This is a genomic window from Paenibacillus sp. J31P13 (assembly GCF_056269295.1).
The window spans coordinates 376775-397443 of record NZ_JBWDNR010000003.1; the positions used below are offsets into that span (position 1 = coordinate 376775).

Annotated in this window: 16 protein-coding genes; 7 read left to right on the forward strand and 9 right to left on the reverse strand. The window is 43.7% G+C overall.

From position 1 onward, the window contains the following. Nucleotides 1-152 precede the first annotated feature (152 nt). Complete coding sequence (locus AC0YOD_RS12585) at nucleotides 153-941, forward strand: helix-turn-helix domain-containing protein (protein WP_475799644.1); 789 nt, start codon at nucleotides 153-155, stop codon at nucleotides 939-941. A 37-nt stretch (nucleotides 942-978) separates the two neighbouring features. Here AC0YOD_RS12585 and AC0YOD_RS12590 read toward each other — a convergent pair whose 3' ends face one another. The 6 genes from AC0YOD_RS12590 to AC0YOD_RS12615 all read right to left on the reverse strand — a co-directional run bounded on the left by AC0YOD_RS12590 (nucleotide 979) and on the right by AC0YOD_RS12615 (nucleotide 6807). Beyond that, on the reverse strand, nucleotides 979-2370 hold the full coding sequence (locus tag AC0YOD_RS12590) for a sensor histidine kinase (RefSeq protein ID WP_475799645.1): 1392 nt from the start codon (nucleotides 2368-2370) through the stop codon (nucleotides 979-981). Continuing rightward, nucleotides 2367-3047 carry a response regulator transcription factor gene (locus AC0YOD_RS12595; RefSeq protein WP_475799646.1) on the reverse strand — a complete coding sequence of 227 codons (681 nt, stop codon included), beginning with the start codon at nucleotides 3045-3047 and terminating at the stop codon, nucleotides 2367-2369. Before AC0YOD_RS12595 ends, AC0YOD_RS12590 begins: the two co-directional genes overlap by 4 nt. A 1437-nt stretch (nucleotides 3048-4484) precedes the next feature. Next, entirely contained in the window at nucleotides 4485-4643 is a 159-nt protein-coding gene (locus AC0YOD_RS12600; protein ID WP_475799647.1) for a hypothetical protein, read from the reverse strand. A 12-nt stretch (nucleotides 4644-4655) separates the two neighbouring features. Continuing rightward, complete coding sequence (locus AC0YOD_RS12605) at nucleotides 4656-5906, reverse strand: cation:proton antiporter (RefSeq protein WP_475799648.1); 1251 nt, start codon at nucleotides 5904-5906, stop codon at nucleotides 4656-4658. A 2-nt stretch (nucleotides 5907-5908) separates the two neighbouring features. Next, entirely contained in the window at nucleotides 5909-6400 is a 492-nt protein-coding gene (locus AC0YOD_RS12610) for a cation:proton antiporter regulatory subunit (RefSeq protein WP_475799649.1), read from the reverse strand. A 29-nt stretch (nucleotides 6401-6429) separates the two neighbouring features. Next, a complete protein-coding gene (locus tag AC0YOD_RS12615) occupies nucleotides 6430-6807 on the reverse strand; it encodes a hypothetical protein (RefSeq protein WP_475799650.1) in 378 nt (125 codons plus the stop codon). Nucleotides 6808-7020: 213 nt separating this feature from the next. Between AC0YOD_RS12615 and AC0YOD_RS12620 the strand changes: the two genes are divergently transcribed. Then, nucleotides 7021-7482, forward strand: coding sequence for a cupin domain-containing protein (locus AC0YOD_RS12620; RefSeq protein ID WP_475799651.1), 462 nt, complete (start codon nucleotides 7021-7023; stop codon nucleotides 7480-7482). An 89-nt stretch (nucleotides 7483-7571) separates the two neighbouring features. Here the strand turns inward: AC0YOD_RS12620 and AC0YOD_RS12625 are convergent, their stop codons facing one another. Further along, nucleotides 7572-9110, reverse strand: coding sequence for an HD-GYP domain-containing protein (locus AC0YOD_RS12625; protein ID WP_475799652.1), 1539 nt, complete (start codon nucleotides 9108-9110; stop codon nucleotides 7572-7574). Between the two features lie 88 nt (nucleotides 9111-9198). Here AC0YOD_RS12625 and AC0YOD_RS12630 point away from each other — a divergent pair, with 88 nt between their 5' ends. Together AC0YOD_RS12630 and deoC are read left to right on the forward strand one after the other, a co-directional pair. Then, complete coding sequence (locus tag AC0YOD_RS12630; protein ID WP_475799653.1) at nucleotides 9199-10455, forward strand: MFS transporter; 1257 nt, start codon at nucleotides 9199-9201, stop codon at nucleotides 10453-10455. A 363-nt stretch (nucleotides 10456-10818) separates the two neighbouring features. Next, complete coding sequence (gene deoC / locus AC0YOD_RS12635) at nucleotides 10819-11508, forward strand: deoxyribose-phosphate aldolase (protein ID WP_475799654.1); 690 nt, start codon at nucleotides 10819-10821, stop codon at nucleotides 11506-11508. A 116-nt stretch (nucleotides 11509-11624) separates the two neighbouring features. Here the strand turns inward: deoC and AC0YOD_RS12640 are convergent, their stop codons facing one another. Further along, complete coding sequence (locus tag AC0YOD_RS12640; protein ID WP_475799655.1) at nucleotides 11625-12500, reverse strand: aldose epimerase family protein; 876 nt, start codon at nucleotides 12498-12500, stop codon at nucleotides 11625-11627. A gap of 106 nt (nucleotides 12501-12606) precedes the next feature. Continuing rightward, nucleotides 12607-13725, reverse strand: a complete 1119-nt coding sequence (locus tag AC0YOD_RS12645; protein ID WP_475799656.1) for a peptidylprolyl isomerase — start codon at nucleotides 13723-13725, stop codon at nucleotides 12607-12609. A 299-nt stretch (nucleotides 13726-14024) separates the two neighbouring features. On the opposite strand from AC0YOD_RS12645, the gene AC0YOD_RS12650 reads away from it, so the two are divergent. From AC0YOD_RS12650 to AC0YOD_RS12660, 3 genes are all read left to right on the forward strand, one after another. Continuing rightward, nucleotides 14025-15470, forward strand: coding sequence for an HD-GYP domain-containing protein (locus tag AC0YOD_RS12650; protein WP_475799657.1), 1446 nt, complete (start codon nucleotides 14025-14027; stop codon nucleotides 15468-15470). 38 nt (nucleotides 15471-15508) lie between these two features. Beyond that, nucleotides 15509-16504 (forward strand): L-glyceraldehyde 3-phosphate reductase, encoded by a 996-nt coding sequence (gene mgrA / locus AC0YOD_RS12655; protein WP_475799658.1) that lies wholly within the window; start codon nucleotides 15509-15511, stop codon nucleotides 16502-16504. A gap of 173 nt (nucleotides 16505-16677) precedes the next feature. Beyond that, nucleotides 16678-20628, forward strand: coding sequence for a response regulator (locus AC0YOD_RS12660; protein ID WP_475799659.1), 3951 nt, complete (start codon nucleotides 16678-16680; stop codon nucleotides 20626-20628). The last annotated feature ends 41 nt before the right edge of the window (nucleotides 20629-20669 follow it).

The following is a 20669-nucleotide window of genomic DNA, read 5'->3' on the forward strand; positions in this document are numbered from 1 at the left end:
ACTTATGTTAAAGTAAATAGGAGATATTGAAGATAATATAAATGGGAAAACATAAATGCAACTGTAAGTTGACAAAGTGCATTCTTTATAAGATAGAACAAAGAGCCCTATTTTCATACTATTTAGTTATTCAAAACAAAGGAGGCTTTCTTATGACATTCGGTGAAAAGTTTTATAAGTTAAGAAAAGAAAAAGGTTTTACGCAAGAGGCATTGGCTGAAAAATTGAATACCTCAAGGCAGGCTATTAGTAAGTGGGAGAATAATCAAGGGTATCCAGAAACAGAAAAACTTCTAATGATTGGAAACATTTTTGAAGTGTCTGTTGATTATTTGCTAAAAGAAACGGTAGAAGTAAGAGTTGAAAATGAAGGAGGATATTATGCAAGTAAAGAAATGACAGAAGGGTATTTGATGTCTGTAAATAAAACGGCTAAATATATAGCTTTGGGATTTAGCTTGCTTATTTTATCAACTGTACCCTATTTGGTCTTTAAACATGATCCGGCGATTTATACACCTCTTATTATTATAATTGCAATGTTGGGGATTGGAACGCTTGTGACAGCAGGAGTGATTGAAGAAGACAGATATAAAATACTTAAGAAAGAAGCTTTGATGTTTGATCAGAACTATCTTCAAGAATTGACGATTAGATATGAAGAAATCAAGAAAAAGTATGCTTTTGTAATGATAGTTGGGATTTGTTCATCTCTAGTAGGTGGATTATCATTTTTGTTAGAGAAGAAAAATGTGGCTTTAGGAGTGTTGGTGCCTTATTATCCAGTTAGTGTAGTTTTGATTGTTGTTGGCGTATATATATTAATTCGCACCTCATCCTTATTAGAAGCATATAAAGTACTGGTTAAGAATGAGGAACATATGAATAGGCTAGGTTTTAAGCTTCTCAAGAAAGTGAACAAAAAGGTGGATGATTTGTAATAACGTAATAGGTGTAAAAAAAGAACCTGATGCAGAATCAGGTTCCTTTGCTATACATATAAATGCGCGTTCCTTTGTCTGAGCTATCCATATGCCAAGCGAGCCCCATCTCATTAATGAGATAGTCGACGATGGCGAGACCGATGCCAGCTCCTTTGCCGTTAGTATCTCCTGATAGTCCAGGGCCGCGATCACTAATCAGGAGAGCAGCTTGGGATTGATACGGTTCAATGGAAATGCCAATAAATTGTCCGCTTCCTGCATGACGAACGGCGTTTTGAAATAAGTTATCGAGCACACGTCGAAAAGCTTCTTTATCTACGTTCCAAAGGAGCGTCTCATTAGGCAAATGGATATCGGGTTCCATGCCTTCCTGCTCCCATAGCGGGTACCAGGAAGCAGCACTTTCTCTAACCAAACGCAGCACATCAAGCCGCTCCAGCGTAAGCGGATAGCGACCGCTGGTCATGAGTGTATAAGAGAGCAAATTTTCCATTAGACCGCCTACGCTAGCAATTTTGCGTTCCATTTGCTTAACAGAGGCTTGGCCGGAGGGACTGAGTGACTCATTGCGCAATGAGTAGAGATGGCTGTTCATGATGGTTAAAGGTGTGCGTAAATCATGTGATAGGTTGGCGATCAGGTTTTTCCGAAGCTCCTCCTCCGCACGTTCCCGTTCCTTACTATTTTGAAGCTGTTCCACCATTTCATTGAATGCTTCCTCCAACTGACCAATTTCATCCTGTTTTTTCAAGGCGATCGGCATGGGCAAGCCATTCTCTCCGTGCAGTGTCATCGCCTTTTGGAGGTGCAGCAGACGTTTGCGAATATGTCGGAAGAAGAGCAGGGATATGAGGACGAAGAAAGCAAACATAACAAAAAGAAAACCGACATAGAAAGGCGTTCCGCTTCCAGCGGGTGATGAGCTCTGTGTAATGTAACGCGGCAATTGCATCACAAGAAAGCCTGGTCCTGATTTATTGGCTCCAAGGAAAGCGAGGACGGTAAAGGGATCGCCGTTCAAATTGTCCTTCATAAAATGAATGGCATCCGCGGGTGTCCACTCCGCTGGGAGCTGATCTTGTTTGGGTAATTGCAGCCTTGTTTTCCCATCTGCATCGACCCAGAAGAAGGAGGCTTCCGGATATTTCACTTTCAGCTCCTGCAGTCTTTGATCGATATGCTCTGATGCCTTTTCATCAAGCGCAGCAGCTTCTTTATGCACCATCGTGGTCAAGGCAGATGTGTTTCCATATTTTAAGGAATCATTGTTGTTCTGATAGTTATTGACGATCATATAGAAGATAGAGGTCAGCGGGAAAATGATCGGTATAAATAGAAAAGCGAATAAAATAATGAGCAAGTAACGGGACAACAACGTATTACGAAACTTCGTAACCCTCGTTTTCAACTGCTTCGGCTTTTTCATGCTCTAATCCGATAGCCGATACCGCGTACCGTTTCAATGATTTCAGGAGCTGCTGGATTGCGTTCGATCTTTTCCCGTAAATAACGAATGTGGACCATTAATGTTTTGTCCCCATCCAAATAAGTCTCTCCCCATACCGCTTCGTAGATTTGTTCTTTGGTCATAATTTGGCCGAGATGGCGAAGCAGATAGCTGAAAATATGAAATTGCTTGCCTGTTAGTGTCAGCTCTTCGCCGGTATCCTGATTCTCAACTCGGTTTTGCCCCTCATATATGAGCAGATGCTTAATCGCAACAGGCTCTGAGGTATGCGCGCCAAATCGCCGTAGCAGCACTTCAATACGTGCGGTCAATTCGTCGGGATGGAAGGGCTTGGTCAAGTAGTCGTCGGCAAACTGCAAGCCTTGAAGCTTATCGTCGATGGACGTGCGCGCTGATAGCATTAGAATGGGAAGGTCTGGCGCAGCTTTTTTCAATCGATGCCCAACCGTAAATCCATCCAATCCCGGCAGCATAATGTCGAGAATCACGAGCTTGTAGCTTGCACCCCCCGCTGCCTCAAGTGCTTGTTCTCCGCTCATCACCCAATTAACGGTATAGCCATGCTCTTGCAAGTGTCGACAAACAAAGCTGCCGATCTCACGGTCGTCCTCAATATATAACAGTGAAGCGCTCATTGGTGGAAGTTTCCTTTCTGTATTCCCTTTTTACATCGTATGGTTCGATTATAAGCCAGACCTTCAATAATTTCCAAGGGGATATATACAGATTACGGTAAGGGTGAAGCTGGTGATAGGATAGAAAGACAGATTAAATCCAAATGGTGATGGGATTGAAACATAGATTAAATCCAAAGCTTCGGATAATAAACAACCATAAACTAATCAAATTTTGGATTGATAAAGTAGATAGAAAATAACCTGAAGAACGAACGAACGAACCAAGAGCGATAAACTATCCAGTGGGAGCGAAAAAAAACCTAAACCTCCAAAAAAAACTCGGACTAAACAATAACCACAAATAAACCAAAATGCGTAAACTAACCAAGAATCACAAACAATCCAAAGCCTCGGACTAACAAAAATCCCAAACAATCTAAAGTATAGAACTAACCAAGAACCATAAACTATCCGACAGGATCGGAAAAAGCCTAAACCACTCAAAAACCTCGGACTAACAAAAATCCCGAACAATCCAAAGCATCGAACTAACCAAGGATCATAAACTATCCAGCAGTAGCGGATAAAAAAACTAACCCCCCCAAAAAAACTCGTACATAACAATAACCACTAATAAACCAAGATACGTAAACTAACCAATAACCATTGATAAACCAAAATTCGTAAACTAACCAAGAATCACAAACAATCCAAATCCTCGAACTAACCAAGAACCACAAACTATCCAGTAGGAGTGGAAAAAAACTAAACCACCCAAAAATCTCGAACTAAACAATAACCACTAATAAACCAAGCTGCGTAAACTAACCAACTATAATAGATTAGAAATCAAAATCAAAATCAAAATCCGGCTCAATACCAAAACCAGTGCATGACCATCATTAGCAGTTGACTTTTGATTTTTTCAATCGGACATGTGAGACCTTATTTACTGTTTACCCCTCTGTTTTTTTATTCTTAGGGACACAGTGGACCTTAATTCACCATATTACATACATTTTGAATCCAAAACAGGTAAATAAGGTATCCATTGTCTGTAAAAAAACAATTCGATCCTTAAATTCACAAATAACGGCTTCTGTGTCCGTTAGGGTGAAGTACTATCATGTCGAGCACTGATTATTGCGATGAGCCTAAAACCCACAGATCAAAAATAAAAATTCAAAACTTTAGATTGGAAAGGCTCGGACCTTACTAAAAGTATTAAGTTAGTCCACTCCAAACAATGTGTTTAATTCTAATTTCAAAATCTGAAATAAAAAGATAAATTTCTTCTGTTTGCGGTACATTAATTTCATAAAATGAAACTAATCGGACTAGAGGAACTAGTATTATCAAGCGAGAACCTATTTAGCTGAAAATATTGAAACTAACCGATAAAAACAACATGTACAGCAGAGACTAATTTCAAAAGGCGAAACTAAATTTTTCAGGTTATTGCAGTTGAGCAATCAAAGCAATCAAAGCAATCAAAGCAATCAAATCTATCAAATCTATCAAATCACAACATACCCAGCTGCTTAAGCAAAAAAAAGCCTGACTAATCCCCTGCGCATAGGGATCGATCAGGCCTTTTTCGTGAAACCACTTCATCTTAGCTCATTATCAACCCCCGCCACTCAAATCCTTCGCAGGTGAGGGCTTTTTCGGTTGCTTCAGTTTTTTCGGTTTATCCCATTTGAAAATAGCATTCATGCCTTTATAGATGTGCTTGGATTCCTTCGTAAGCAACGGTCCTAATATGGCAAGTATTAGTACGTAAAGTGCTGCGAACGGCTGCAGAAGCTCAAGCAGGCCACCGGCTTTGCCCAAGTTTGCCATGATGATAGAGAACTCCCCGCGTGATACGATAGTCAGACCGATGTTTGAGGATGATTTTGGTGATAGGCCAGCGCTTTTCCCGGCAAGCATTCCAGCCAAGTAGTTTCCGAAGAGTGTTACGCCAACAGCTCCAATAGAAAGCCATACCGCTCCGCCTAATGCGAACGGATCAATCGAAAGACCGAAGCTGAAGAAGAACAATGCGCCGAAAAAATCTCGGAAGGGCAGAATCATATGCTCAATCCGCTTCATATGAACCGTTTCAGCAAGCACAAGGCCAACTAACAATGCTCCGATTGCTTCTGCTACATGAATGGTTTCGGAGAAGCCTGCCACGAGGAACAGGAAGCCGAACACGAGAAGCAGAAATAGCTCATTCGAGCGAATATTCAAAAGTTTATTAAGCAAAGGAGCTGCTTTTCTTCCGATAATGAGGAAAAGGAGCATAAATCCTAATGCATACAAAGCAGATAATAGCACGCCGCCTAGTGAGGACGAATCGCTGAGAACAAGTCCAGACAGGACGGAGATATAGACAGCGAGGAAAATATCCTCGAACATAATAATGCCAAGTATCATCTCGGTTTCTGGATTTGCTGTTCGCTTCAGATCGACAAGCACCTTCGCGACAATCGCACTGGATGAAATGGTTGTAATACCGGCAATGACCATCGTTTCTGCGACGGGGAAGCCATTCATCCATCCAAATAACAAGCCGAGTGTAAAATTAATGAGAATATAAATGGTACCGCCAATCGCTATAGAGCGACCCGATTTAACTAATCGGCCCACAGAAAATTCCAGACCCAAATAGAATAGCAGGAACAGCACACCTAGCCGTCCCATGAATTCGATGAGTTCCATACTGTGAATAAACCTAAAGTCCAATTTGCCAATGTGCGGCGCATGGGGACCAACGGCCATACCAATTAATATATAAAACGGGATGACGGAGAATCGTATTTTTGCAGCTAAAAGCCCGACTAAGGCAATAAGGACAACAGCAAGACCGATTTCCAGCACCATGTGATCCATGATTATTGGCTCCCGTTCTGAAGCATCCGCTTCAGAAGTTTCAAATGCTGTCGTTCTCCAGCTACGATTAGGGTCGTGTCAGCTTTAAAGACGTAGTCGGGGCCTGGGTTAATATTTTTTGATTCCTTTTCTACAGCAGCGATGATGGTAGCACCCGTCGTTTGACGGATATCGCATTCACCGATCGTTTTTCCAAGACATGCAGCGTTTGGTTCGATTTTATACCATTCAATCGTCAAGTCATCCAGCGCGACTTCAATCGTCTCTAGCGCTTTTGGTTTATAAGTCATACCGCCAATGATCGCGGCTATTTGTCTTGCTTCTTCATCCTCTAGCGTAACCATTGAAATGCTGTCATCCGGATCATTGTAATCAAAATGGTACATTTCACGGCGTCCGTCATCATGGATGATAATGACAAACTTTTCTCCGCTTCTCGTAATAATTTGGTATTTGCGGCCGATGCCGGGTAAATCAGATTCTCTTATATTCATAGTGTAGCCTCCTCATTTGTTGGTTGTGCTTAAACAAAATGAGAGTGACGGCCCACAAAATGGGAGGTGAACTTAATGGGGTACAAAAATAGATCTCGCAGTCGTTGCGGTACGGTGGTTCGAAGGGCGGAATGGCCGATAGACAATATGAAAATAATAAAAAGCGCATGGCTATAGGCGATTAAATAAACGTTTTCAGGCAAGAAGCTTTTTGTAGTTGATTTGGAGTTGCAAACTGCTTTATAGGAGGATTTTGATATCAGAACGCGATTGGGGCCGGCAGTGAGCTCGAAGGCATTGCCTGCTTCGTAGGCAAACAGTGCGGCAATAAGCAGCGGAAAAATAATAAGCAGGTTTAGAAAACGATTACGATTAACTCGACCATAAGCATACGTATTATTTTTCATCTGTCCACCTCCAATTCGTTTGATAATATAAGTATAACTTATAATTGTGAATAAAAAAAGTAAGTTCCATATATTAGATAAGTAGAAAAGGTGAATTTTCACCGACTATTCCCACCTATTTACATAATTGACGATACCCGAGAAGCGTTATAAAATGAGTAAACACGTTTTTTACTACAGAAAATTAGCATAATAGAGAAAGAAGGAAGATGGATGGGAGCATTGGTGGAACAGCTGTCCCCGATCGTACAGGCGCTTGGATTAAAGCCGCATGTCGAAGGCGGATGGTATAAGGAGATTTGGAAGGCTGGTTTTGAAATTCCGCAAGAAGTTCTTGGCGCCCCCTATTCAGGTCCTAGATTTGCGGCATCCTCGATTTATTTTCTGCTTCATCCGGGAGAGTTCTCAGATTGGCATACCGTTTATTCGGACGAGCTATGGATGTGGCACTCAGGAAGTCCTCTGCTGCTTACTTTAGGCGGAACGGAATCTGCACCAGAGAAAAGAAAAGAAATCATTGTCGGACCAGATGTGCTGGCAGGCCATCAGCCGCAGGCACTTGTACCGGCTACGGAATGGCAAATGTCTGAGGTGCTTGGCGATGAGCCTGTACTTGTTTCATGTGTCGTTGCACCAGGCTTCCATTATGATGATTTTATGCTCATTAAACGATAGGCAGTACGAGAAAAAAAGCCATCCTTTCCGGGGACAACCCCGTTTGGATGGCTTTTAACTATCGTCTTTATTATTCTTTCTTATTCTGCTTATGAGATCTTTTCATTTTTCTTATCATCAAAGGATCTTATAAACAGCTCGGTAAGCTTAGGATCCCATTGCGTCCCCTTACCCTCATTCAGGATAGACAATGCTTTCTCTTGTGTCATGCCTTTACGATAAGGCCGATCGGAGGTCATAGCATCAAATGCATCTGCGATCGCGATGACACGCCCCACTAGAGGGATGTCGGTGCCAGCTAGGCCATCTGGGTAACCTTTTCCATCATAACGCTCATGATGTGAGCGAACGCCTGGTAGATGATCAGCCATGGCATCAGCAGGCTCGATGCGTTTTAATATATTTTCTCCCAAAATAGGATGCAGCTTAATCTGGTCAAATTCTTCGTCGGTTAACCGACCCTCTTTGTATAGCACCGCATCTCGTACGCCAATTTTACCTATATCATGGAGCAGTGCCGTTTTGTGAATCAGGTTAAGCTCGGTCTCGGACCACTTGTCCAAACTTGCAATTTGTACGGAATATGAGGCGACCCTTGTGGAATGGCCTGATGTATAGGTATCTCGTGCATCAAGTGCTGCAGCTAGCGTCATGTAGTAGCTTTCCTGCAACAGGCTGTTGCGCTGCTCACGCTCCTTCAAACCTTGAACCATATGATTGAAGCCGGCAACGAGCTTGGAAAATTCATCAGAATAAATATCAGTAGCGCATGTGTCGAAGTTGCCTGCTTCTACTCTGCTCATTGCGTTCTGAATCGTATGGATTGGATCTTCAATATTTCGGGATAACAGAAATGCGCAGAGCAGGGAAAAAGAGATGCCGATAACGAGAACAATGCCTGCCCATCTCCAATAAGAATCCGTGTCTGCCTCTGGCATATAGTCTAGCCGAGCTTGAGACGCTAAGCTGAATAATAGCAGGGGCAAAGTGCCAATGAGGAAGGCGCTGAGCTGAAACTTGACACGAATGGGAACAAGAACACGACCCTCAAGGGTGAGATCCTGCTTGAATTGCTCCTCATGCTTGTCACGAATATAAATGATCACAGGTCGAATAGCTTTAGAGGTCAAGAAAAATTCAATCATCGCATGCATGCACGCGACCATAAACGCGCCTCCACAGCCTATGACAAGAAAATAGTAAGGAATCGCAACCCATTCCAGCTTTATACTTATATAAGTTAATGTGAATAAGGGAATAGCCATGCCAAAAAAATGAGGTCCGAATGTACGCAGAACGGCTAATAAAGGAAACTTATGTGTTTGAAGATAAGCTTTTTTGATCTCATCTGAGGTTGAATGCTTCTCTTTGAAAACTGCATGAATCGGACGAAGATGCCGATAGAATACAAATAGCTCGCAGCTAAGCATAATGATCATCGAAATAATGATAATAACGCTCATGACAAGACGTTCCTCTTTTGGAATCGTAAGCGTTGAGAACATGATGACGCCGCCCATGCCGAAAACTGCAACGATGGATCCAAATAAGTAATTGCGTATGAGTTGAATAAGGAAAGTGGCATATATGCTCGTTTTAGGCTGATCATGCTTGTTAGGTGGATTCATAGATGGGAGCCCCTTTTCCTTGATAGATGCAGGTCTAGTACATAGTACCTACAGTATTAATCGGCATTTGAAAAATGTATATTAGATTATGAAGCAAAAAAAAAAACAAACAGCCTCAGCAAGCAAGAAAGGAATCCATTTGATGAAAGAACCGCTTTGGACGAAACCCTTTATTTTAGTTCTATTGTCTAATTTATTTTTATTTCTATCTTTGGAAATGCTTTTGCCAACGTTACCTGTGTTCGCAGCAGATAAAGGCGGTACGGATGCTCAAATTGGTCTTATCATCGGCTTTTTCACCTTCTCTGCGGTACTGCTTCGGCCTTTTGTAGGTATGGGATCGGATAGATTCGGCAAAAAAATGATGCTCATCGCGGGCGTTGCCATATGTCTAATTGGGACAGCAAGCTATTACGCCGCCGTTACGATTACGATGATGCTTATGCTTAGGATTGTGCATGGTGTAGGCTTCGGTGTTGCGACAACCCTGTACGGAACGGTTGCATCAGACGTCATACCTGCCTCGCGCAGAGGCGAGGGGATGGGCTTCTTCGGAACGGGGAATGCGGTTGCCATTTCACTTGGGCCCTTTATTGGGATCTGGTTAATGGAGGAGTATGGTTTCACGGCATTATTTATTTTTGGCGCATGCATTCTGCTGCTGGCGATTATTTTTACATCCTTTGTAAAAGGCGAATCCAAAGCAGAGAGAGCAGAGGCGAAGGCTTCCGTGTCTGCACATATGCCGCTTATGCTTCGTTTTATAGAACCAAAAGCGCTTATGCCATCCTTGCTCGGAACGCTAGTCGGCTTGTCACTAGGTGGAATTATTAGCTTTATTACACTGTTCGGCAAAGAGACTGGCGTGCAAAATATCGGCTTTTTCTTTCTTGTTTTAGCCCTTAGTGAGTTTCTCATTCGTTTTGTGAGCGGAAGAGTATTCGATACGATGGGTAGATTTTGGGTCCTATTTCCCTCAGCGTTATTATGTATTGTAGGCTGTGTGCTGCTCTACCTGACAAAATCAACAGGGATGCTCTTGGTGGCAGCCGCTTTCTATGGAGCAGGCTTTGGCGCTATTTTCCCAGCGCTTCAAGCATGGGTAATTGACCGAGTTGAACCGCAGCGAAGAGGGGTAGCGACTGCTACCTTTTATAATGCTTTTGATATCGGAATCGGGAGCGGGGCTATGCTGCTTGGTTTAGTTGCGACATGGTCGAACTATGCAATGATGTATTTGGTGTCCACCTTATTTTTCATCGTTTATTTGATTGTTTATTTTATATATGAACGCAAATTGAAGCAGAAACGATTAGAGCTGACTATGGATCAATCATTGTCTTGATCAAAATAAAAGGCGACCGCGTTCTTAGCCATAAGGGCTAGTGACCGCGGTCGCTTTCTTTTGGTGCTGTCAAAACTCGCTTGAATAAGCTGCAGCTTCATTTATTTTGCTTAATAGATATCCATGATGGATATATCTCCTAATGTTTGGGATCATAATTATAGCGTACTGGATGAGCAATAGTGATTAAGACTAAATGATCTATCCTAGACGGCTGCATTGTTGTTTGCTTCAAAGCTTCGTATAATGGAACTTAAAGCAGAATTTTTTGTTTGATTGAATGGAACATGTAACGAGAAGCACGGCCTGTACATTTTCTGCTAATGACGAATCTAACTTGTTTCTAATGGAGGATAAATAATAATGAGCAGTAGTACAAATTATACGCCAGCACAAGTAGCAGCGATGATCGACCATACGATATTGAAGGCAGATGCAACGAGAGAAGAAGTATTGCAAATTTGTCGTGAGGCTAAGGAATATCATTTTGCAACCGTTTGTGTGAATGCAGGCTGGGTTGCGGAAGCAGCTCAAGAGCTTAAGGGATCTGGAGTAGGCATTACGACAGTTGTTGGGTTTCCACTTGGAGCAACAACAACGGCATCCAAAGCTGCTGAAGCGAAATTTGCTATTGAAGATGGTGCTACTGAGGTTGATATGGTGCTGAACATTGGGTTGCTGAAATCAGGCGATCTAGCAGGTGTGCAGCGTGATGTTGAGGGCGTAGCGGCAGCTGTCAAAGGTAAAGCAATTCTTAAAGTGATTTTGGAGACCGGCCTTTTGACAGATGACGAGAAGGTAACAGCTTGTGAAATTTGCAAAAAAGCAGGAGCTGACTTTGTGAAGACGTCAACAGGCTTCGGCAAGGGCGGAGCAACGGTGGAGGATATCGCACTTATGCGCCGCGTTGTAGGACCTGGTCTAGGTGTAAAAGCTTCCGGCGGCGTACGTGATCGCGAAACAGCTTTGCAAATGTTCGGAGCTGGCGCAACTCGCATTGGTGCAAGCTCAGGTATCGCTATCGTATCAGGCGGTCAAGGCGAGGGCTACTAAAACTAGGAATAGGAACGCAATGCTTCTATTTCAAATCACCCCATACAAAAAAGGCAGTCCTCAAGGTTATTTAAACCTTGATGGACTGCCTTTTTGTATATTTACACCCTGCATGTCTAGGCCTGTTCGCAGCTGATCGTAAAGTTAGCCTGAAGCTCCTCGCCTGCTCCCAGCATGACGAGCTCTTCTTGACGATTAAGCTCGCCTGTTGCAGCCATCCAAGGCTCCGCACAAACAAATGGACGATCCTTAACTGACCACAACACCATATATTTGAAAATGTCATCATAGGTCAGACGAACACGAGTTTCCTTCGAAACTGGAAATGAGATCTCGCTTTTCTTTGAATCGAGCAGGCAGACGGATTCAACCAAATCCTCTAAATCAATCTTGCCAGTGAAAGGCTTCACTACATAGTCGTTATAATCCTCATAGCGTGTAGCATCTGATTCATAGGCGATGTTTTTATCCGTTTCAATCGCAAAATAAGGATGGAAGCCAGCGTAGAACGGCATCGCTTCTGATTCACTCAAATTGCGGTATTGTTGACGCGTATGCAACTGTCCGTCTTTTAACGCATAGGTGAACAGCAGCTCGAACGTGAAAGGATAGGATTGAAGTGTCTGTTCATTGCTGCTGAGGCGAATGGTGATGGAAGCCTCGCCTTCAGTTTGTGAATCGACCACTTCCCAAACGGCCGTACGGGCTACGCCGTGATTAGCCATTTTGTACGTTTGTCCATTCCATTCGTAGGTTTGGTTCTCAAGTTGGCCGCAGATTGGGAAAAGGATTGGGTTTCCTCCGCGAATATTAGCAGTAGGATTTTCGAAGGTTGCTTTATCCAAGTAAAACAGCTCTACGCCATTAAGCTGGCAGCCAATTACGATACCGCCTCTTTCAGGACATACAACAATACGAGAATTAGTACTTGATTCCGTTAACTCATATAAGGTATACGTTTCTTTATAATGGCGAACTTCAAATGTACTCATTTTATACCCTCCCATATGTAGAAAACAGGGCAGTGCTATGGGGCCGGGTAGACCCAATAGACACTGCCCTTACTTATTCAGCGAATGACTAAGTCGTGTCAGCTAATTACTCAGTTGCAGCATCCGTAGCTGCTGCTTCTTTTGGTGCAAGCGTGTTTGTAATTTTTGCTTTTTCACGAATTTCAGTCATCCAGTCTTGTGAAAGCTCATTTGCTGCTGTTGCAACAAGCTGCTTGCGAATTTCTTCTTTTTTCTCTTCAAATGTTGGAACAACTGCAGCTTTCTCAGCTGTTTTCTTAATGATGTGGTAGCCGTGCTCTGTTTTTACAACACCGCTGATTTCATTTACTTTAAGTGCGAACGCAGCTTCTTCAAATTCAGCAACCATTTCGCCTTTACCGAAGAAACCAAGATCGCCGCCTTGATCTTTCGAAGTATCTGTTGATTTTTCTTTAGCAATTGTTGCGAAGTCGCCGCCTTGTTTAAGCTCAGCTAGAATCGCATCCGCCTCTTCTTTAGTAGCTACCAAAATATGCGAAGCTTGAATTTGCTCAGGTGTACCAAGTGCTGCTTTGTTTGTATCGTAGAACGTTTGGATATCCTCATCCGTTACCTTCGTTTTTGGTTCCAAAATTTTACGGATAGTGAGGTTGATTTTTGTGTCTTTTTTCAAGCTGTCAAGCGTCATGCTGTATTGTGCAAGTGCGGATGTAAACGCCTCATCCGAACCAAAGTTCTCTTTAATTAAAGCAATCTCTGCATCTACATCAGCATCCGTTACTTTAACGCCACCTGCGTCAGCTTCTTGTTGAATAAGCTTTTCAGTGATCAAGTTATCAACTGTAGCGGCGCCGCCTGCTGTAACTAATGCGTCATAAAGCTCGTTTTTGCTAATTTTCTCACCATTTACAGTTGCTACTGATTCATTGCTGCCTCCAAATGGCGGTTTAATCAGCACGATAATTAATGCAATAGCTAGAACTGCGGAAATGGCGATCCATGCCATACTGCTTCCGCCTTTAGATGCGGGTGCAGCGGGAGGAACATAACCGTTATTTGAATGGTTTTGACTTACTTCTGTAGTGCTGTCATGCGAAGAATCCTGTGAAAGCTCCTCTTCAATTGCAGCATCCTGCTGAGATAGCTCGTCCTGCGTGTTAAGCTCCTCGTTCGCAGTCAGTTCGTTTTCCGCGTCTTTTTTGGACTGCGATTCATTGTTATTCATTAAATAAACTCCCTTCGGTTTTGTATATCTTCAACTACTATAACAAATCGGAATTGAAAAAACCTTAATCTAAAATAAAAATACTTCACTATTTATTGAATACGCGTGGAATGTTATTATATAGGAAGTACATATTCCAACATTATCCTACATGTTTCTTATCCAATCAATTACGAAGAAACCTGGTAAATACAAACATTTACATATTCCTCGCCATAGCTTGACACACTTCAATCTGCCAGTAGGCAGTAGGCTAACTATCTATAACTATGATTGATTTTTTTAGGAGGAATCCGGGCTTGCATAAAAATACAGGTGTTTTCATACGTCTAGCTTTAGTTATGATTCTGCCGTTTCTTGGCTACCTGCTGCTTCGAGGATCGTCATTCGACAGAAGTATAAATGCGCCGCATGAGCATTTTTATATTGTAAGTGCCGTGTCTGTACTAGCACTCATACTCGCTATATCTGTAGGTTTTGTGGCGATTCAGCTTCGTAATATTAAGATTAGTTTTCTATCGTTATCTTATGTATCACTCGCCATGCTATTTATTCTTCATGGTTTATCAACCCCCGGTTTTTTGATGGACCATGTCGGTATTGCGAGCAATGCCGCTCAGCTTAGCCTCTTGGTGGCTGTCATATGGCTATGTCTTTCATCCGTTTCCGTAGATAGGCCGTTGATTAAATGGTTCGCAATGTGGCAGCGCCTGCTTCTTCCAGTATGGGTGCTCATCTTGCTAGTCATTTGCGGCACACTATGGCAATACCCCGAGTTAACTCATTTCTTTCACTTGAAAGAAAACCCGATGAAATGGATCGCGACTTTGTTTATCGTAGGTATGAATGGATGGACCATGTACCGTTATATGCAGACCTATCTATCCTCTCGTTTCCCGCTGCAGCTCTCTATTGTTTATAGCTCAGGGTGGATGATTCTTGCACAGTTTATTATTGTGAGTGGAGAAACCTGGAACATCAGCTGGTGGATGTACCATTTCCTGTTGCTGGCTTCTACGATTGTAATGGTTGCAGGCATCATAAATCAGTATGTCAGCTCAAGATCGATAACTTCTTCGATCAAGCTGATGTTTCGCGCAAATCCGATGGATTGGATTAACACCTATATGTCAAACAGCGTTCGTGAGCTGGTTATGACAACGGAAGCACGTGATTCTTACACAGCTGGGCATAACTACCGAGTAGCCTTATATGCATTAAAATTAGGCGAGGAGCTCTCCTTATCTTCAAATGAGCTTAGAGCTATTGCGCAAGGCGGTCTCGTACATGATGTTGGCAAGCTGCGCATTCCTGATCAAATCCTGAACAAGCCAGATAAGCTTACGCAAGAAGAACGAAAAGTGATTGAGGTTCATCCTGTTTCGGGCTATGATTTGTGCAAGCGGCTTGGCTTTATGCCAGAGGAACTGTCGGTTATTCGGTCTCATCATGAGAAATGGGATGGTACGGGGTACCCCGATAAGCTTCGGGGAGAAGAAATACCGTTGTTAGCGCGAGTGACAGCTGTAGCGGATGTCTACGACGCACTGACATCATCTCGTTCTTATCGCAAAGCGATGTCGCATGAATCAGCGATGGAGATCATTTTGAATGAGAGCGGTCGCCACTTTGATCCGCTTTGCGTACAAGCCTGGAAGCAGTTAGTCTTTGAACAGCCTGAGTTTTTTGCGGAGACGGTGCGTAACAGCCCGCATCTAAAATTAGAGCGCAAGCTGGCAAGGTAGAGGGAATCCATTAAATAGAAGGCTGGTGGAACAAGAATATGACTTATTTAGCAGCTGATAATCGTTATGAGAATATGAAGTATAACCGTGTAGGACGCAGCGGATTGAAGCTGCCCGCGATATCCCTTGGTTTATGGCATAATTTTGGCGGCGTTGATCGGCTTGAGAACGGACGTGCAATGGTGCGCAGAGCATTTGATCTGGGTATCACTCACTTCGATCTTGCCAATAACTATGGACCGCCTCCAGGCTCGGCTGAGGAAACCTTCGGTCAAATTATGAGACAGGATTTCGGAGCGCATCGTGATGAAATGATCATCTCCACCAAAGCAGGCTATACAATGTGGGATGGTCCTTATGGGGATTACGGCTCACGCAAATATTTGATCTCAAGCCTTGATCAAAGCCTGAAGCGTATGAATTTGGACTATGTCGATATTTTTTACCATCACCGTCCCGATCCACAGACGCCGCTTGAGGAAACAATGGGTGCGCTTGATCATATTGTTCGTCAAGGAAAGGCGCTATACATCGCGCTCTCGAACTATTCAGCAGAACAAACAGCAGAAGCGTCCCGAATTTTGAAGGGGCTTGGTACGCCATGTCTCATTCACCAGCCCTCGTACTCCATGTTCAACCGTTGGATTGAGGATGGTTTGCAGGATGTGCTGGAAGAGGAAGGGATCGGCTCGATCGTATTCTCGCCGCTTGCTGGCGGCTTGTTGACTAATCGCTACTTGAATGGTGTGCCTTCTGACTCACGCGCAGCTGGTCCAAGCGTATTTTTGAAGACCGATCAAATTACCGAGGACAAGCTTAACAAGATCAATGAACTGAATAAGCTTGCGCAGGAACGGGGACAATCGCTGGCCCAAATGTCTCTGGCTTGGGTACTGAGAGGCGGAAAAGTAACTTCTGCTTTGATCGGTGCAAGCCGTGTAGATCAAATTGATGATAATGTTGCTGCGCTGAGCCGACTTGATTTTTCGGACGAGGAGCTTAACCGGATAGAAGCTATTCTTGGGGCTAAATAAGCGATAAGCGGGGCTTCACTTTAAACTTATTAGACGCTAGAGCAAGGAACTGCTAGAAAGCAGCCGGCTCTAGCGTTTTTTGCTATTCCTATTTACGATGAAGGAGTATAATATTGTCAAAGTTCGACATTAACAGTCAATGCGTTTTGAAAGGGGAAAGCAGCTTGAATAGGATGTCGCTACGAACAAAAGGCTTGGTATTCATTGTTCTTATTTCGTTTATTCCGTTGCTTATTGCTGGAATTGGCAATTATACCGCAGTAAAGAAAGCCATAGTTCAATCTGCTATTAAGGAGACAACGAGCTTCCAGAAGAATCGTGCTAATATTTTGGAGAATTGGGTGAGTATACGTAAGGCTGAGGTGCTTGTTATAAGCCGAACGGAATTGGTCCGATTTGGGTCGGATCAGGAGCGCCTATTCTATTTTGGAAGAGAGCTTGTCCGCAGCAACTACATTTACAATTCTATTGGATACATCGATAAGAATGGACAAGTCATGCGTACGGACGGGCCGAGGATGGATATGACCAATGAGCTTTTTTTCCAAAAAGCAATCCATGGCGAAGTCGTCATCACTGATCCCTATACGCCGTCGTTCTCTGACAAGCGTCAAATGCTAATTGTTGTTCCTGTTTATGGGGCAGAGACAGAAGTAATCGGAGTCGTTTACGCGTCCATCCTATTCTCGGAATTGCAGACGAATATTGAGTTGCATGATGATCGAGTCATTCAGCGCTTATTTAATGATAGCGGTGGTTTGATCTATAGCTCTAAGTCTACTTATGCTGGTGGGACGAAATCCCACTTGGGAACGGATGGCGATACTTTTGCAGATTCGAGCACAGCGTCAAATGGGCTTTCGGCGGGCTTGGAAACTGCGAATATCAAGGACGACGACTCTTCACTCAACATGATTGCAGTGAAGATGCTGGAAACGGAAAGCGGCATGAACCGCATAAAGGTAGACGGAGATGAATTTGCCATCTTCCATACGAAGGTGTCAGGGACGCCTTGGCGATTTGCCCTTCAAATGTCAGCGGAAATGCTCGAAGAGAGGCTAACCCCTATTTTTTGGCGTATATTTTCGACGATTGCGCTGTCTGAGATTATCATTGTCATTTTCTTCTTTCTGTATTTTGAGAGGATCATACAGCGTCTAGTAAGGATTCTTGCGGTTACGGAGCAAGCAGCTGCTGGACGCTTCGAAGCGGAGCATTTGGCGGTTGAGCCACATGATGAGGTCGGGCAGCTGGCGCATTCCGTAAATGGGATGATGCTGCACCTGCAAGACATGTTTGATAGGCTTGAGGCAATAATTAATCAGAATCAGTACGCTTTTATCGTGTTGGATGATGAGTATAAAGTATCCTATCTGAACAAAACTGCAGAGGATATGCTCGGATACAAAACGGAGGAGCTGGCAGGAGTAGCAACTCCGCTCTTGTTTATGGATTTGGATGAGAATGAGGAAGAGGCAAGGCAGCTGTCTATCAAGCTTGGGCGGACAGTGCCTCCTGGGCTTGAGGTTTTCAAGGAGCTCCGAAGCGAGAGCTTTGCCTATGAACGGGAATGGACCTTTATCCATAAGGACGGCACACGTATTCCAACCTTGCATAGCTCGAACGGTTTACGAGATCGCAACGGACGCTTCTCGGGCGTGGTCGGCATGGTTCTCGATATTTCTGATCGAAAGCAAATGGAGAAGACACGCAATCGGCTGCTTGATATTTTAGAGTCGGCTAAAGACTTAATCGCTTCTGTTAATTCCGTCGGCAAGGTCGTCTACATGAATCGGGCAGGCAGAGAGATGTTAGGCCTTGAAAGCAAGGACAATGATATGCATACGGTTGAGGAGCATGCACATCCGCAGATGTATGCAGAGCTAGTGAGAGGGGCAGTAGAGGCTCGGAAATCAGGATTTTGGGAAAGTGACACACAGCTTCTTAAAAGCAATGGCGAGCCGGTGCATGTCTCTATGGTTGTCGTTGCGCATCAAGATGAGGATACCGGGGAGCAATTTTACTCCTGTATAGCGCGTGACATTACCGAACAAAAGTTGGTGCAAGAGGAGCTGGTCCGAGCAACGCTTGAAGCTGAGGAAGCGAATCAAGCGAAGAGCCGTTTCCTTGCGCTGATGAGCCATGAGATACGGACGCCGCTCAATGGCATTATTGGATTGGCACAGCTTATGCGCAAGACAGGTCTATCTGCATCACAAAAGGATTATATGGACAAGATGCACACTTCATCTGAATCTTTGCTGCGGATTATTAATGATATTTTGGACTTCTCCAAAATTGAAGCGGGTAAAGTTGATGTTGAACGGCTGCCTTTCCAGCCGGGCGAGCTCTTGCATCGCGTAACCGATCAATTAAGCGTATTTATGGGCGGCAAGGAGCAGTTTGAGTTCATTATTGATACGCCTCTTCATTTGCCGCAAACCATTATTGGGGATGCCATGAGACTGGAGCAAGTGCTGCTTAACCTATGTATGAATGCCATTAAGTTTACAAATAGAGGTCGCGTGAAGCTCCAACTGGAACTTGTCGAGGAGTCGGATCATACGGTCAGTATTCGCTTCCTCGTATCAGATACGGGAATCGGTATGAACGAGGAGCAGGTTCAGAAGCTATTTAAGCCATTCACTCAAGCAGACGGTTCTACAACACGTAAATTCGGAGGTACCGGACTTGGACTCGTTATTTCGAAATCGCTTGTTGAAATTATGGGCGGGAAGCTCGAGGTGAAGAGTGAGGCGCTTGTAGGCAGTCAATTTTATTTCACGCTTCCGTTTGCTGTCCTTCATAAATACAGTGAGCAGCTGCTTCAGGTAAAGCAGGAATGGAGAGAGCTGCCCGTATGGATCGTGGAAGACGATAAGGATATGCGCGAGCATTGGAGCGGTATTATTGAGGACTTTGGCCTAACTCCTATTGTGTTCTCCTCTTGGAAAATGGCAAGGGACCGCCTTCGTCGAATTGGTGAAGGGGCATTGCCGAAGCTGATTGTGCTTGATATGGAGATGCCGGATATGTACGGCGCGGAAACCTGGATGGATTTCCACCAAGTAGCTGAAGCAGCAGGTGTGAAAACCATTGCTATGACAACTTCCTACGGCCGTGATGAAATGATGCAGCTAACGGCTGAGCAAAGGCCGTTAACGTTGTTAATTAAGCCGATTATGCGTTCGGGAATGCTTAGAGCTCTTGATAGCGCACTCCATCAAAGGTCGATCGATGGAACGGGACAGGAGAGTGTGGTTCTGATTACGAAAATGCCTCAATCCGATGTAAGTACGCGTATTTTACTTGCGGAGGATAATAAGATTAACCAGCTCGTCGCTATCGAAATCTTGAAGGAGCGAGGCTATGAGGTTGGCTTGGCTGAGAATGGTCAAGAGGTGCTGCAAAAGCTAATGGAAGAGAAGTGGGATCTTATTCTAATGGATATTCATATGCCCGTGATGGATGGCTCCGAAGCTGTTCGAATCATACGCAGTCAATCACATTATAATGATATTCCTATTATCGCAGTTACTGCGAATGTGCTGCGTAATGATCATGAGCGCTATCTCAAGCTTGGAATGAATGATGTAGTGACGAAGCCGATTTCATCAGAGAGGCTTCATACCGTCATTTCTTACTGGTTGAAGCAAGAGACTATGAAGAATACGACAATAAATCTAGCAGCTAATCTCGATACTATCCAAACGGATGGTAAGTCTTCTGAGGAAGAAGCTGCAAAGCAGCCATTATTGCCGGGGATAGAGGGTATGGATGTGGAGAGCGCTCTTGCGCGTGTGAATGGGAAGCTGCCCATTCTGCTGCATATGATGGAGCAGTTCATGCTTGATTACGACATGTTTGGCGACCATTTAAGGAAGCTGACAGAGCAAGCGGAGCTATCAACCATTAAGCGTGCGGTTCATACCATTAAAGGTGCAGCCGGCTATCTATCGGCTTATGAATTGCTAGAGGCGGTATGCGAAGTAGAGCGAATCGTGAAGAAGCCAGATCTTGATCTCGATGAGCTAATGACGGCAAATATTCAACTGGAGAGAGTATTAAAGAATCTGTTGAATGGGATCCGCAGCGTTCAAAATATGTTTGACAAATATTCCTAACAATTTTCTAACAAATTGTTGTCCCTTTGAAGTCGTTATTG